The 15,271-nt window shown below is 40.1% G+C and carries 8 protein-coding genes; 4 read left to right on the plus strand and 4 right to left on the minus strand.

Annotation, left to right across the window (positions count from 1 at the left end; all coding sequences use genetic code 11):
• Positions 1–7: 7 nt before the first annotated feature.
• Positions 8–3,091, minus strand: coding sequence for a SusC/RagA family TonB-linked outer membrane protein (locus tag QF042_RS00655; RefSeq protein ID WP_307524315.1), 3,084 nt, complete (start codon positions 3,089–3,091; stop codon positions 8–10).
• A 245-nt stretch (positions 3,092–3,336) separates the two neighbouring features.
• On the opposite strand from QF042_RS00655, the gene QF042_RS00660 reads away from it, so the two are divergent.
• Positions 3,337–4,083: a DeoR/GlpR family DNA-binding transcription regulator gene (locus tag QF042_RS00660; protein WP_307524316.1), complete on the plus strand. Its 747-nt coding sequence runs from the start codon at positions 3,337–3,339 to the stop codon at positions 4,081–4,083.
• Between the two features lie 36 nt (positions 4,084–4,119).
• On the opposite strand, the gene QF042_RS00665 is transcribed toward QF042_RS00660, so the two are convergent.
• The 3 genes from QF042_RS00665 to QF042_RS00675 form a co-directional block, all read right to left on the minus strand.
• Positions 4,120–5,415 carry a RagB/SusD family nutrient uptake outer membrane protein gene (locus QF042_RS00665; RefSeq protein WP_307524318.1) on the minus strand — a complete coding sequence of 432 codons (1,296 nt, stop codon included), beginning with the start codon at positions 5,413–5,415 and terminating at the stop codon, positions 4,120–4,122.
• A gap of 28 nt (positions 5,416–5,443) precedes the next feature.
• A complete protein-coding gene (locus tag QF042_RS00670) occupies positions 5,444–8,545 on the minus strand; it encodes a SusC/RagA family TonB-linked outer membrane protein (protein ID WP_307524320.1) in 3,102 nt (1,033 codons plus the stop codon).
• Positions 8,546–8,659: 114 nt separating this feature from the next.
• The gene (locus QF042_RS00675; protein WP_307524323.1) at positions 8,660–9,856 is read right to left on the minus strand and encodes an anhydro-N-acetylmuramic acid kinase; all 1,197 of its coding nucleotides are present in this window, start codon (positions 9,854–9,856) and stop codon (positions 8,660–8,662) included.
• Between the two features lie 153 nt (positions 9,857–10,009).
• On the opposite strand from QF042_RS00675, the gene nagB reads away from it, so the two are divergent.
• The 3 genes from nagB to QF042_RS00690 all read left to right on the plus strand — a co-directional run bounded on the left by nagB (position 10,010) and on the right by QF042_RS00690 (position 15,270).
• Positions 10,010–11,935, plus strand: a complete 1,926-nt coding sequence (gene nagB, locus QF042_RS00680) for a glucosamine-6-phosphate deaminase (protein ID WP_307524325.1) — start codon at positions 10,010–10,012, stop codon at positions 11,933–11,935.
• A 1,119-nt stretch (positions 11,936–13,054) separates the two neighbouring features.
• Positions 13,055–14,215: an acyltransferase family protein gene (locus QF042_RS00685; RefSeq protein ID WP_307524327.1), complete on the plus strand. Its 1,161-nt coding sequence runs from the start codon at positions 13,055–13,057 to the stop codon at positions 14,213–14,215.
• A 35-nt stretch (positions 14,216–14,250) separates the two neighbouring features.
• Positions 14,251–15,270 (plus strand): LacI family DNA-binding transcriptional regulator, encoded by a 1,020-nt coding sequence (locus QF042_RS00690; protein ID WP_307524330.1) that lies wholly within the window; start codon positions 14,251–14,253, stop codon positions 15,268–15,270.
• Position 15,271 lies beyond the last annotated feature (1 nt).

Raw genomic sequence — 15,271 nt, forward strand, 5'->3', positions numbered from 1 at the left:
TTATTCACTATAATTTAACCCTAAATCCAACATTAAAACCTATTGGTTTACCAACATTACCATAATCAATTCCATAACCACCAATTCCACCAACACCTGGCGAATTTGCATTACTTTCAGGATCGCCACCTGAATAATTGGTAATGAGTATGGAGTCGGTTAAGGTAAAAAATGCGCCAAAACTCTGGATAAATCCTATTCGCTTAACCAGTGATGGCGGAAAATCGTAGGCCAGCGTAACATCCCTCAAACGGAGGGTCTTGATATTCCTTTCTACAAACATTTCTGGCGAAACGTTTAAAGAGTAGTAATTAGAAGCATAAAAAGGCGTTACGGCAATCGTATTAACCGTAGGGTTGGCTGTGTTTTGCAATCCGTCGGCCAAAACTCCTTTAATTACACGAGGCACTTCTCTGTCTAAAGTTTTCAAACTAATTCCTTTTCTATAAGAATCGTATTCAGTACCATTAACCACATCACCACCATATCTTAAATCCCATAAGAAAGAGAGGTTGAAGCCTTTGTAGCTAAATCTGTTTACAAAACCCAATGTAAATTTTGGATTTCTGTCTCCAATAGGATAATACTGTGTATCAGAGCTTGTTGGCAAGCCAGATGAAGTGTTAATCAAGATATCGCCCCTATTATTTCGATCGAACCTGGTTCCGCTGATTGCGCCTGTACTGTAACCCGGATGAACTGCACTTCTGATTTCGCCAACTACCCAGGTATCAGATTCGTAAAGCTCTGGAAGTTCATTTGCCAGCGATAGTACCACACCTCGGTTGCGGGTAAAATTAAGCGTAGTGTTCCAGTTAAAATCTTTGCCTTTTATCGGATTACCTGTTAATTGTACTTCAATACCACGGTTACGTACGGTACCGCCATTCATCATCTCCAATACGAAACCTGTACCATAGCTTAAACGCGGGTTAATGATCTGATCTTTACTTAACAGGTTGTAATAGTTAAAATCCAGTCCGATCCGGTTTTTCAGAAACTGCATTTCAGTACCGATTTCAAAGTTCTCAGATACCTCTGGTTTTAAGTCGGGATTACCACCATAGTACGAATAGGCATAACCACCGCCTGTAAATCTTTTGGCCTCATAGTTTGTGCCTGTAGAATACTCTCTCCACGGCTCTTTACCCGTTAAAGCATAGGAGGCTCTCAACTTGCCATTATCCAACCAAGGCAATGCAGTTTTAACTGAGGCCAGATCGGTAAAGTTAAAGGCCAAACTTGCTGATGGATAGGCAAAATATGGATTATTGGGCATCAAACGTGAAGCACCATCAACCCTGCCAGATAAGGTTAAATACAATAAAGTTTTATAACCTAAAATAGCCTGCGCAAAAGCACCAATCGTACGGTAACGGTTTACATAGGTTAAGGTACGCTGCGTTGTGGGCAGTGTATTGTTTATGCTGTAAAAATTTGGATCGTACATGTTTGTGCCACGCTGAGAATCGGTGGTAGAATTATAATTGTTAAAGGTGGCACCAATAACATAGGTATTGTTAAAATCGCCAACTTTATGTTTGGCACTGGCGGTTAACGATCCATTAAATACTTTGGTTAGTTGATCATAGGTCATTACCGTTCCTCCTGTTGGGGCCGCAGCAGAGCCAGAACCACGGTAAGACTGGGCGTGGTATACCGACAATCCTTTCGTATTGGAGATATCAGCGCCGATAATTCCATTAATCCTTAACCATTTGGTTGGTTTTAGCTCCACATTTGTATTGGCAATTAACCTGTTAACTTTATCGTTGTTCACATTTTTAACAACATCCCAAAGCGGGTTATCAAATTCAGAATATATACTTGCCAGGTGCAAAATCCTGTTTCCGTTAACATCCTGATAATTCTGAACATCGTATGCTGAGCTAAACCGCATTAACTGAAGCAAAGATCCATTAGCACCTTTATTAGCCTTGTCGTTATTAGAATTAATGTAATTGAAAGTGGTTGTTAATTTTAATACCGGAGAGATGGTACCGACAGCGGTAACCCGCGATGAAAACCTGGTATAACCTGTTGTAGGAATTGTTCCTTTAGTATCAGTGTATTCGTTAGACCAGCGATAAGAAAACTGCTCAGTTCCACCCTCAAAAGATAAATTGTGCTTTTGCGTAAAACCCGTTTCAAAAAAATTATGGATGTTATCGTAAAGTGGTGTACTTGGTAAAAATGCAGGTCCAAAAAAATTAGAGGAGCCACCATCGTAAACGCCGTTAGAAAGCCCTGAATTATACTTGGTTTGTATCTCTGGAAATTTATTTAACTGTTCTACCCTAAACGAGTTGTTATAGTTAATGCTTCCACGACCGGCTTTTCCTTTTTTTGTGGTAATTAAGATCGCACCACTTGCTCCGGCACTTCCATACAAGGCTGTAGCCTCAGGACCTTTCATAATCACATAACTTTCAATATCGTTTGGGTTAATGTCCATCCCCCGGTTAGAATAATCCTGATCTCTGTTCGCCGCACCTGAAACAAGTTCTCTTGTTTGATTTAAGGTACTGTTGTTAATTGGCACACCATCTACAACAATCAAGGCATTATTATCGCCACTGATGGATACAAATCCGCGTAAAACAATCTGTGCAGAGGCTCCCGGGTTTCCATTGGTACTATTAATGGATAAACCAGGAACACGGCCCTGTAAGCCTCCAAAAAAATCGTTCCTCTGGGTTTCGGCTACTTCTGCACCAGAAACCTTCGGGGTAGAATAACCCAATGATTTAACATCGCGGTCAATCCCATAGGCAGTAACTACAACCTCGTTAAGGTTGCTGGCATCAGCAGAAAGATTAACGTTAATGATTGTATTGGTCCCCACAGTTCTTTCAGCGCTTTTATATCCAACATAGGAAAATATGAGTACATCGGTTTTTAATGCTTTAATAGCATAATTTCCATCACTGTTGGATTGTGATACGATGGTACTCCCTTTTACCCGAATGGAAACACCGGGAATGGGGCCGTCAACAGAGCTGACCTTACCGGTAATGGTTAGCTGTTGCGCAAAAACCTGTGCACACAGCATAATCATACCGATAAAACTAAAGACTAGTTTTTTCTTCATAATTAGTTAGTAAGAAAGTTGGTTAAAAAGGAATAAAATTTGTTTTCCGGTTTATCAAACACGCATATTCACGCAGTTTTGATGTTAGTTTAGTAAATATGATGAATGTTTTTGATAAAAAAAACAAATAGCAAAGATTTTTGCTACCACCAAACCATATATTATTGCAAAAACAAGCAAAAACACGCAATATTTAAAAAATCTAAAAATCTTTTATACATTCGTTTAAAACCAGACACCTACTTATGCTGAAAAAAGAACGTCACGACTTCATTATGCGCCAGATTAACCTGCACAACCGGGTACTCACATCAGATCTGGTACAATTACTCAATGTTTCGGAAGATACCATCAGAAGGGATCTACAGGAACTTGTTGATGAAAACCTACTTTACAAGGTTCATGGAGGCGCTTTATCTAAATCGTACCACAGCTCCTTCGATGATAGTACGGTTTATGCAAGGGATAGTAAAATTGCCATTGGCAAAAAAGCCGTTCAGCTAATAAAGGACGGCATGGTGGTTTTAACGGGTGGAGGAACCACAATTTTAGAGTTTGTAAAGCTGCTTCCACAAGGCTTATCTGCTACTTTTTTCACTATTAGTCCGTTGGTTGCAGTAGAACTGGCCAAATACAATAATATCGAAGTGATTTTGATTGGCGGGTTGTTTTCCAAAAATTCGCAGGTTACCTATGGCGGACAGGTAATTACACAATTATCAGAAATTAAGGCCGATTTATGCCTGATGGGAACGAGCGCGATCCACCCCGACGAAGGCCTTACCGATACTTACTGGGAAATTAACCAACTTAAAAAGGCCATGCTGGCCTGTGCAAAAAAAACAGCTGTACTCTGCATTTCTGAGAAATTAGACATTGCTTTAAGATTAAGGGTTTGCCCAATAGAAAGCATTAGTTATTTGATAACCGAGCTGGATTTAGATCACGAATCGCTTTCGCGCTACCGCGAAAAGGAGCTGAATATTTTATAAAAAAAGTCCCGACGAAAATCGGGACTTTTTCATCTGCTAGAACGCTGGATCTGGGGGGGTATTAGTGTTATTATCTCTTTCTGCGAAAGGATAAGGGAAAAAGTTCCGTTTACGATCGGCTAAAGGCTGGTTAAACCTTCTCATATCTTCGAGTTTTAATCCCGACATAAAAAGCTCAATACAACGGTGCTTGTAAATCAGATCTAAAAGCTGTTGTTGCGTATAAGGACCTGTTAGTGCTGGCAGTGCCGCCCCAACTCCAAAAGGATCAGTTGCGGCAGTTTTGGTTACGATCTTGTTCAGCTCAGTAAGTGACGAAGTTAAGTTCGGTGTAGCTTGACGGGCATAAGCCTCTGCTTTAATCAAGGTCATCTCGCCTGGCAGATAAATGGGAAATTGGGTAAAAGTACCTGCACCAAAACCGTTAATACGTACAGTTGTATTAATTGTAGTATAAAATGGAATTCTGGCATCGCCTGCATCTGGAATATTAGCACCAGTCTGTCCTAAATTTATATTCTTAGGTTGAATTACATTATTGGTAGAGGTAGCGATCTCAAAAATGGGATTAAGATTTTGCGCGTCATAAGTTAGCGCCGACCTTTTAGTTAAATCAACAGCATTGGCACTACTTAAGGCAAGGGCATAATTGCCAACAAACAACGCATAACGAGCCTTTAAAGCATTGAGCGTATTCGGGATATCTACTCCCGTAGGAATGTTGCTCAAAAACGAGGTGCTGATTGGGTTTGCTGCAATTAGGCCCAAAGCATTATCAATAGTTGCAATAGCTTTGTTAAAGCCTTCCGTCCTTGTAATAAAACTTACATTTTGCCCGGTTCCTGCTGGAACTTTTTCCCAAAATTCCGATAAATTACCCAATGCCAAGGCTTTAAAAATACTGGCATGTGCAATTAAGCCTGAAGCCAAACCTTTATCGGCGAGATTAGCAGCATTATTGATCACATTATCTGCATCAAAAATGATCTTATTTGAACTGGTCCAAACATTTAGTAACACCGAATTTGTACCATCTACCTGCACTCCTCCCGTCATCAGCCGGTCTTCATTGGTATTTCCTGTATTAACAGAAATTAACTCATTAGTCGTAATGCCATTAACAGTAATTGCTGCATATAGGAGCCCTGCCCTTGTTGTGGAGAAATTTTTCTGAAGACCAACCGTAATCCCGGTCAAACCTCTTGCAGAAAGGAGCACATCATCAGCTACAGCACCGTTAGGATTTAAATATTCCTTTTTACAAGCAGCCAGTGAAAGGGCCATTGCAAAGAAAAATGTGTAGCGAATATATTTTGATCTTGAATTTTTCATCTTAATATGATTTATTTTTTCCAATAAATTAAAACTTAGCTTGTAAACCGAAAGAAAAAGTACGTGGAATAGGCACTGAGCCGAAATCGATATTTCTCAAAATTGTCGATTGACCACCGGAGTTCAGCTCAGGATCGTAGCCTTTGTAATTATCCCACGAAATCAGATTCCTTCCACTAAGATTAACCGTTAAATTTTTAATGAATTTAACCTGACCAATATTATAGCTCAAAGAAATCTCTCTCAATTTCACAAAAGATCCATCATCAATACGCCATTCTTCTACATTGTACGCACCAGCCACATAGCCTCTAGGCAATTGGCCAAGCTGCTCTGCTTCGGCAACCTTGCCATTACCTACGCCTTGACGAGTTCTCCAATCTGCATTCCATACATCCCCACCTTGAACAGCATCCAATTGAATGTGTAAGCTCAATTTTTTGTAAGTAAAATCGTTAACAAAAGACCCTGTATAATCTGGGTTCGGATCGCCGATTACTTTACGCAGAACATTACCTGCGGCTTGACCTGCAGTTAAAGGAATACCGGCAGGGTTTGTTGCAATATCTCCATTTGGTGTCCGCTCAAAATATGTTCCATAAAAAACACCTACCGGATAACCATCAGTGATAGAAACAGGTGCGCCAGCATTGGTTGAAATTAATCTCTGTGCGCCTGAACCCACTATTTTATTTCTATTTCTGTTGTAGATTAGCGTTGATGTCCAGGTAAAATCTTGGGTTTTTAATGGTACACCTGTGAGCATGAGCTCTATCCCTTTGTTTTTAAGCGATCCACCAATATTATCCAAAAGGCTGGAATACCCTGTAGTTGGAGCAATTACCACTCCCAATAATAAATCTTTAACACTTTTATTGTACCAGCTAAATGTTAGGCCCAAACGGTTACTAAAAAACGACATATCTGTACCTAATTCCAATTCTTTTTGACGCTCTGGTTTAACATCAGTATTAGCAAGCGTGCTGTTGGATGCCAGTGATGTTTTGCTATTTAAGGCGCTAGGTAAATACACGTTAAAACGATCGTAAGCACCAATGCCGGTTAAATTACCCGATTCGCCATACGCTGCCCGAAGTTTAAATGCATTCCACCAGGAAGATACACCAAGATCCTTCCAATAATTAGCAGATGACAACACATAACTTACATTTGCTTTCGGATAAAACTGTGTTCCGTTGCCTTCACCAAAAACAGTTGATTGATCGACCCTGATTGCTCCCGTAACAAAAAGATGGTCTTTATATTTAAAATTCTGTTGTAAATAGGCCCCGCTTATTGAGAATTCTGAGCGGTTATCATTATTGGGTAATATCGTACTCGCCCCATTAACCGTTTGAATAAGTGGTGCCAGCCCCCTACCATTTAACAAACTAAACAAATCTTTCTGATACTGATAAGATCCACCTAATTGCGTTGTCGAACTTAATAAGTCAGATATTTTTGCATCATAGGTAAAATTTAATTCATTATTAAACAGCGTAGTTGTTGCATTTGCCGCACTGGCATAACCATTTAATGACGGGTCTAAACTAGCTCCGCCACCATAAAAGCCCGTACTTACATTATAGGTAAAGGGCGGAATAAATGTTGTTCCGTTTTGAATTGAATTATCAACCCCCATGGTATAATCGATAGTTAGATTTTTCACGGGATTAAGTTTTAAGCCTAAATTGGCAATTATACGATTAGTAAACTGGCGCTGCTTGATGTCTTCAATAACAGAAACCGGATTTACACGGCCGCGTTCGCCAACAGCCTGTAAGTTACCGAGTATATCTCTTGCAAAAATATCATGAAAATTACCAATAATGGTAACTGAGTTCATTGGCGAAAAGAATGAATTTCCATCTGGTTTTTCATTGGCATCGCTGTGTACATAGTTAAAGCCAGCGGTCATTTTAGCCCAGTTATTAATCTTTTGATCCAGATTTGCCCTAAAGTTCATTCTTTTGAAATCTGTATTCTTTATAATCCCTTGATTAGAAAAATAACCAGCCGACGTGTAAAACTTGGTATTATCGTTTCCACCAGAAACAGAAACGGAGTTATCTGTACCTACACCCGTATGAAAAATATAATCCTGATAGTTATATCTGGTAACTGGAGTTTTTGCGGTCTGTAAAACAGGAGTGGCACCAGGAGTGGGTGGAACTGTTTGAATGACATCTTGCGTTACAGAGTTCGCATTATCCCCAAACCTAAATGGCGACTGATTTACTTCAATTTGCTTACGCAGCTCACTTATGGTTAAACTGGTATTAAAACTCACTTGCGGCTCACCAGTTTTACCTCTTTTGGTAAAAATCTGGATTACTCCTGCATTTGCCCTCGATCCATAAATTGCTGCAGCTGCCGCACCATTTAAAACCTCAATATGATCAATATCAGATGGACTAATATCCACCATCCGGTTTTGTCCGATACTTCCAACAAAGTTCCCGCCATCATAATTGGCTGATGTATTGGTTACTCTGGTTGTAGAATTATTTACAATTACTCCATCAATGATGTATAGTGGCTCCGAAGATGAGTTAACTGAGCTCACCCCTCTTAAACGAACTGAAATTCCGCCTGCCGGGTCTCCAGAATTTTGACTGATCTGTGCACCGGGTGTTTTACCCTGTAATGAAGCTAGTGCGTTTCCACTAGGTGCTTTGTTTAAATCATCACCCTTTACTGTACTCACATAACTACCGAGCTGTTTACGGGTAGTTCCTTGAGAGGTACCGGTGACAATTACTTCATCGAGCCCCACTGCATCGCCGCTCAAAGCACTATTTGCCTGAACGGTGGTATTATCACCCAGTGTTACCGATTCGATATTTGATTTAAAACCAATAAAGGAAACCTGGATCTGGTATTTACCTGGTGCTAAATCAACCGAAAAGTTATATGCTCCGCCCGAACTTGTGCTTGTCACGAGATTGGTATTGAGAATTTTTACAACAGCGCCCGGAACAGGGCTGTTATTTGCGGCATCGGTAACCTTACCACTTATGGTATACCGTTTGTTTTGTGCCTGCGCCATCTCTGTAAATAAGAGCAGCAGAAATGGGATCAACAAAATTGCGAAAAATCCTGGTGACCATTTTAGGTAACTTTTTTCCATAAAATTTGGTTTTGTTAGAAGATTTTGTTAAAACAAATTTAACAAAATACCGCACAAACCAAATCTTTAACTGGTACAAACTGGTTTACAATCCCGTAAAACTATCGCATTTTATTATGCTGGCAAACTAATTTTACCCATACAAACCGAAGGTACACCTTGCCGGTTGCCAAAATTAATCGGTTTTCCGCACAGGGTTTCATTGGCCAAAACAGCAAACAAAACAGCCTCTTTTGCATCTGGATTAATATTTAAATCTTCAGTAGTTAGGAATTTACAAAAAGGCAGCCAGGTTTGAAGAAGCTGTACCAATAAAGGGTTATGCATTCCGCCTCCACTCATAAAAACCTGAGCTTTAGCATCTTTACCAAAACAGCGTTTAATGGCATTAGCAATGGTTTCTGCAGAAAAATGGCACAAGGTAGCCATTACATCTTCTTTACTTAAATCTGTTGTTAAAGACTGTTCTTGAGCGCTGGTTAAATATTCCAGATTAAATAATTCTGGCCCTGTGGTTTTAGGGAAATCTAAATCAAAAAAACTGCAATCTAACAATGCAGATAATAGATGGGGATTAGATTCTCCTGCCAATGCAACAGCAGCATTTTTATCGTAAAATTGATTAAAATGTTTTTGCATGTACTGATCCATCAAGGTATTTCCGGGACCAACATCCGTTGAAAAAATTTCACTGGCATCGATACTGCCTGGCAAGTACGTAAAATTTGCTATGCCACCTATATTTAACATTACCCGATCTTCGCCAGCCTTCGAAAACATTAAATAATCGCCATAAACAGCCAATGGCGCACCTTCGCCCCCAGCAGCCAAATGTTTTTGCCTAAAATCAGAAAGTGTGATAATACCAGTCCTTAGCGCAATATGATCACCATCGCCAATTTGTAATGTACCATTGGGGTAATCGGCCAGTTGATGCAGGGATTTTGGCGCATGAAAAATGGTTTGGCCGTGGCTGGCAATAAAATCGATAGCCTCATTTTGATAACCCCATTCTTTCAGCGCTTCGTTTATGAGCTGCGCATGGGTATTTGCAATATGCTCGTTCATCAGGCACACCAACTGTAAGTCGACTTCTTTTTTTGAAAATATGGCTTTTATTTTAGCCCTAAAATCATCAGTATAATCACCTGTTTTAAATTTTAAAATCCGGATATCCGTTTCAGCACCGCTTCCTTTAACCAGACAAAGTGCAATATCCAGTCCATCCATTGATGTGCCACTCATCAATCCTATAATTAAACGTTCCGATTTCCCTGCTTTCGAATACAACTTTTCAATCTGTGCGTTCATATTGGTTTTTTTATCTTAAAAGATCAAACGTTTGTCTGACACTTTAATCGAATTTTATATAAATACTTGCAATAAAAGTAAATAACCTTTGTTACAAATTGGGCATAACTCTCTATATTTGCTGCTCCGTACATTAAAATCCATATAAAAAAAATGGCTAGATTAAATCTACTGGAGGAGACACGTTTCGAGAAATTACCAGTAAGCGTGTTCGAAAATCCAAAAATTGCTTCAATTAATGTAGCACACCGCATTGCCGAGCTCATTAAATCAAAACAAGCAAACAACACACCTGCAGTACTGGGCTTAGCAACAGGTGTTACTCCAATTGCAGTTTATGCCGAACTGGTTAGACTGCACAAGGAAGAGGGCTTAAGTTTTAAAAACGTAATTACTTTTAATCTGGATGAATATTATCCAATGGCGCCAACTGCGGCACAGAGTTATGTTACGTTTATGAACGAAAACCTTTTCAATCATATCGACATTGATAAAAGAAACGTTCACATCCCTGATGGCACGCTTGCACTGGAAGACATTCCTGCTTTCTGCCTGGAATACGAAAAGAAAATCGGTGATCTTGGTGGTCTTGATATCCAGATTTTAGGTATCGGTCGTACAGGTCACATCGGGTTTAACGAGCCGGGCTCCGCACCAAATTCTGGCACCCGTTTAGTTACCTTAGATGATTTAACACGCCGTGATGCTGCACGCGATTTCGGTGGAAAAACCTTTGTACCAACAAAGGCAATTACCATGGGAATCGGTACCATTTTCAAGGCAAGGGAAATTATATTAATGGCCTGGAGCCGTAAAAAAGCTTCGATTATCAAAAAAGCGGTTGAAGGCGAAATTTCAGGCGATGTTCCAGCAACATATCTTCAGCTTTCTGACCATGTGGAGTTTATCCTTGATGCACCTGCAGCTTCAGAACTTACCCGTTTTGATACACCATGGTTGGTTAAAGATTGTATTTGGACAGATGCCTTGATCCGCAAGGCGGTGATCTGGTTGGCCAATACCTTAAAAAAACCAATCTTAAAATTAACGGAAGACGATTACAACAATAACGGCATGGCGCAACTGGCTACTGAAAAAGGACCAGTTTACAACATCAACATCCATATCTTTAATAAATTACAACACACCATCACTGGCTGGCCAGGTGGTAAACCGAACGCTGATGATTCTCAACGCCCGGAAAGAGCTGAACCAGCTAAAAAGAGAGTCATTATTTTCTCTCCTCACCCTGACGATGATGTGATCTCGATGGGCGGTACTTTTCTCCGTCTGGTTGACCAAGGGCATGATGTGCACGTAGCTTACCAAACCTCAGGTAATACCGCGGTTTGGGATGACGATGCACTTCGTTTTGTTGAGTTCAATGTAGATTTCACGGAGAAAATGGGCATGGACAATACGCACTTAAAGGATCTTTATAATAAGATGCGAGCCTTTATTGAGCAGAAACAACCAAACCAGATTGATACGCCAGAGATCCAAACGGTTAAAGGACTGATCAGAAAAGGCGAAGCGATTGCTGGTGCAAGATATTGCGGCCTTGAAGATGACCACATCCATTTCCAGGCACTTCCTTTCTATGAAAGCGGTAAGGTTCAAAAAAACCCGGTAACTGATGCTGATATCGAACTTACAATAGCGCTATTGCAAAAAGTTAAGCCTCAACAGGTTTATGCAGCAGGCGATTTTGAAGACCCGCATGGAACGCATATTGTTTGTTTCAATATTATTTTGGCAGCATTAAAGCGCTTACGTAAAACTGAAGCCTGGGCACAAGATTGCTGGCTGTGGATGTACCGTGGTGCCTGGCACGAATTTGAAACATATGAGATCGAAATGGCGGTTCCAATTTCACCGCAAGAGCTTGAGCGTAAAAAATATGCTATTTTCAAACACCAGAGCCAAAAAGACAGGGCAGTTTTCCCTGGCGACGATTCAAGAGAGTTCTGGCAACGTGCCGAAGACCGTAACCGGGATACGGCCAAAGCTTATGATGAACTTGGTCTGGCAGAATACGAAGCAATGGAAGCCTTTGTACGCTGGAAATTTGAAGATTAATAAAAAGAAAATAAATCGTAATCCTGCTTTGTTCATTCGAAGCAGGATTTTTTTTGCCTCCTTCCGAAGTTTAGCCTCTGCAAATTGTCATGCTGAGCTTAGCGAAGCATCATTAAGAAAGTTCTATCTTCTCTATGAAGAGTAGCGAAACGGAGACATCTATATACTGAAAAGAGCAAATCTTTTTTGGAAAGCAGTGTCTGTGGTACTTCGGCCCCAATAGTCCTGTCCTTTGCTTAATCCCGATAAAAAAACGATAAAAACAATTAACTTTAAATCGGGATAACGCTGTCGGCCAGGTTTATTGAACATAAGGCTTTGCCATTATGATCCAGATTTTCTTCAAAGAAATCATCAGGCTTTATAATGTTTTTCCGAGCCTCTCCGGGGCAAAAAACAACATTCCCTCCAATTTATCATCCTAAGAGCTAAATTTATTATATAAAGATCAGTCTGAATGACAAGGAAATTTTAAGTAAATGATACTCTCGAGATATCGTCATTCCCAGAGGTCAGTTTTAGAAAAAAAACAATGGAGTGGGGATGACGGGTTAAGATAAATTGTCATTTCGACCGAAGTAAGAAATCTTTAAACTTTCTAATAAACATAGTTCAAAGATTTCTCCATTTCGCTGCGCTCCAGTCGAAATGACGACTGATTTTACAGCCTGTCATTGGTAACTCGATTGGGAACCACGAAGTGCTCATCGTAGATAATCGTAATGCAAGCGCTTTAAGATTCCCACATGCGCGAGAAAGACGACCGCTTTATTGGAATCTGTTAATGGTAGGGATTAGTTTTTTAGCCAAAAACAAAGGAGTTGGATGACAGGTTAAGATAAATCGTCATCTCGACCGCAGGGGAGAGATCTTTAAACATAGTCAAAAGATCTCTCCACTCCGCGTTGCTCCGGTCGAGATGACGCCGATTTTTAGTATCTGTCATTAATAGCACCGCAAAGCACCTGTAACGAAGAGCCACTGATTCTACAAAATCACACTTCGCAACAGATCCTTCACGTTGTTCCGGATAACAAATCATCTTCCTAAACTTCGGAAGTAATTTCTCATTCTAAAAACAATACTCTAAATTAGTTTGCTGAACCAAACAAGCTAGCCATGACCGAACCTAAACAACGCTTACTATCTCTTGATTTTTTCAGGGGATTAACCGTAGCCGCAATGATCTTAGTGAACAATCCGGGTAGCTGGGGGCATATTTACGCACCTTTAGAGCATGCAGAATGGAATGGATGTACACCCACCGATTTAATTTTCCCATTCTTCCTGTGGATTGTTGGTGTATCCATTGCATTTGCCATGAGTAGCAGCAAAGCAGATCCCGCTACACATCAAAAAACAATTATAAAAGCCATTAAACGTGGCATTATACTTTATTTACTCGGTTTCTTCCTGGCCATTTTCGGAAAAATAATCAGCGCCATAATGGAGGACAGATCCATTTGGGAGGCCTTCCAAACAGTAAGATTGTTAGGCGTATTGCAAAGGATAGGTATTGTTTTTATCATCAGCAGTATCATTTTCATCAAAGTATCTAACAAAACGATATTCAAAACATTAATTGTAATACTCGCCGTTTATTGGGCATTAATGACTTTTATTCCTGTACCAGGAGTTGGCTACCCAAACCTCGAAAAAGAAACTAATCTGGCCGCATGGATCGACCGTGGAATTTTAACCGAAGCACACACCTGGGCCTCATCAAAAACCTGGGACCCGGAGGGGATTTTGAGTACATTACCAGCAGTAGGAACCTGCTTATTTGGTATTCTGGTTGGTGTTTGGATGCGGAGAAAAGATGTAGACAATCCAACTAAGGTTGCCTGGTTATTTACCACTGGTATTGCCTCGGTTATTTTAGGTTTACTTTGGGACTTACAATTCCCGATTAACAAGGCCCTCTGGACAAGCTCTTATGTGCTCTATGCAGGTGGATTAGCCTCTATAGGCCTGGCACTTTGTTACTGGATCATCGATGTTCAGGGTTACAAAAAATTCACCACTCCTTTTGTGGTTTATGGCGTAAATGCCATAACCGTCTTTTTCTTAGCAGGATTAATGCCCCGTGTATTAAACCTAATCCAGATTACTCAACCCGATGGCACCAAAACAGGATTATTGGTCCACTTTTATGAAACTTGCTACACCCCTTTTTTTAGCCCTATAAATGCCTCATTAGTTTGGGCGGTAACCTATGTACTCGGTTTTTATGTATTATTATATTTTATGTATAAAAAGAACATTATTATTAAGGTTTAGTAAATTTATGCTATAATTGACCGATTCCATCCCTATTGAAAAAGAAAACCACCATATACGATATAGCGAAAGCGCTAAACATTACAGTATCAACTGTTTCCAGGGCGCTTAGTGGCTTCCCGGCAATAAGCGATACCACCAGAAAGGCTGTTGTGGAAATGGCTAAAAAACTAAACTATAGCCCGAATAAACTCGCATCTGCATTAAAATCTGGTAAAACGCATATTATTGGTGTAATTGTGCCAAGTGTACAGGCGCATTTCTTTGCCTCTATCATTCATTGTATAGAAGATGGCCTGAAGGACAGCGGCTACCGCGTTATTATCTACCAATCCAATGAATCTGTGGAGAATGAAATAAATGGCGTAAGAACTTTACTAGAAGCACAGGTAGATGGCATTATGGCTTCACTGTCTTTAGAAACAGAAGACGTTTCGCACTTTGCCGAAATTATCAAACAAAACAAACCTCTTATATTATTCGACCGTGTCGATTTAGAATTAAAAGTGCCTACCATTACACTTGATGATTTCAAGGCAGGTTATATCGCTACGAAACATTTAATTGATAAAGGGTATAAGAAAATTGCCTTTGTAACCACTGTTCATCAGATTAAAATATTTAACGATCGCCTAGAAGGATATAAAGCAGCACTTACTGATCATCATCTCCCACTTATAGAAGAGCATATTATTTTTGGAGGTTTATCCATTAAAGACGGTCGCTTTGGTGCAGGCAAATTAATGCGCAGCAAAAACAAACCCGATGCTATTATTGCTGGTGATGATTTTACCGCCTTAGGCGTGATTAAAAAACTCAAAGAGATTGATGAAACGCCACCTGAAGTTGGTGTAATAGGCTTTGCGAATGAAGCATTCTCTGCCTACATTACACCCAACTTATCAACTATCGATCAGCATGCATCACAAATGGGCAAGGAATGTGCTAAAATGTTCCTAAAAATGATTAACCAGGAAAGCCCATACGCCAATATGGAACATATTGTTCTTGACCCAGCTGTTGTAGAAAGAGAATCGACCAATAAAAAGGACTGAT

This window comes from Pedobacter sp. W3I1 (assembly GCF_030816015.1).
GTDB lineage: Bacteria > Bacteroidota > Bacteroidia > Sphingobacteriales > Sphingobacteriaceae > Pedobacter.

What these genes read in the sequence shown, in the direction of transcription:
- nagB (WP_307524325.1), top strand. Translation starts at nt 10,010, where the DNA reads ATGGCTAGATTAAATCTACTGGAGGAGACACGTTTCGAGAAATTACCA.
- QF042_RS00655 (WP_307524315.1), bottom strand. Translation starts at nt 3,091, where the DNA reads ATGAAGAAAAAACTAGTCTTTAGTTTTATCGGTATGATTATGCTGTGT.
- QF042_RS00685 (WP_307524327.1), top strand. Translation starts at nt 13,055, where the DNA reads ATGACCGAACCTAAACAACGCTTACTATCTCTTGATTTTTTCAGGGGA.
- QF042_RS00660 (WP_307524316.1), top strand. Translation starts at nt 3,337, where the DNA reads ATGCTGAAAAAAGAACGTCACGACTTCATTATGCGCCAGATTAACCTG.
- QF042_RS00675 (WP_307524323.1), bottom strand. Translation starts at nt 9,856, where the DNA reads ATGAACGCACAGATTGAAAAGTTGTATTCGAAAGCAGGGAAATCGGAA.
- QF042_RS00665 (WP_307524318.1), bottom strand. Translation starts at nt 5,415, where the DNA reads ATGAAAAATTCAAGATCAAAATATATTCGCTACACATTTTTCTTTGCA.
- QF042_RS00670 (WP_307524320.1), bottom strand. Translation starts at nt 8,545, where the DNA reads ATGGAAAAAAGTTACCTAAAATGGTCACCAGGATTTTTCGCAATTTTG.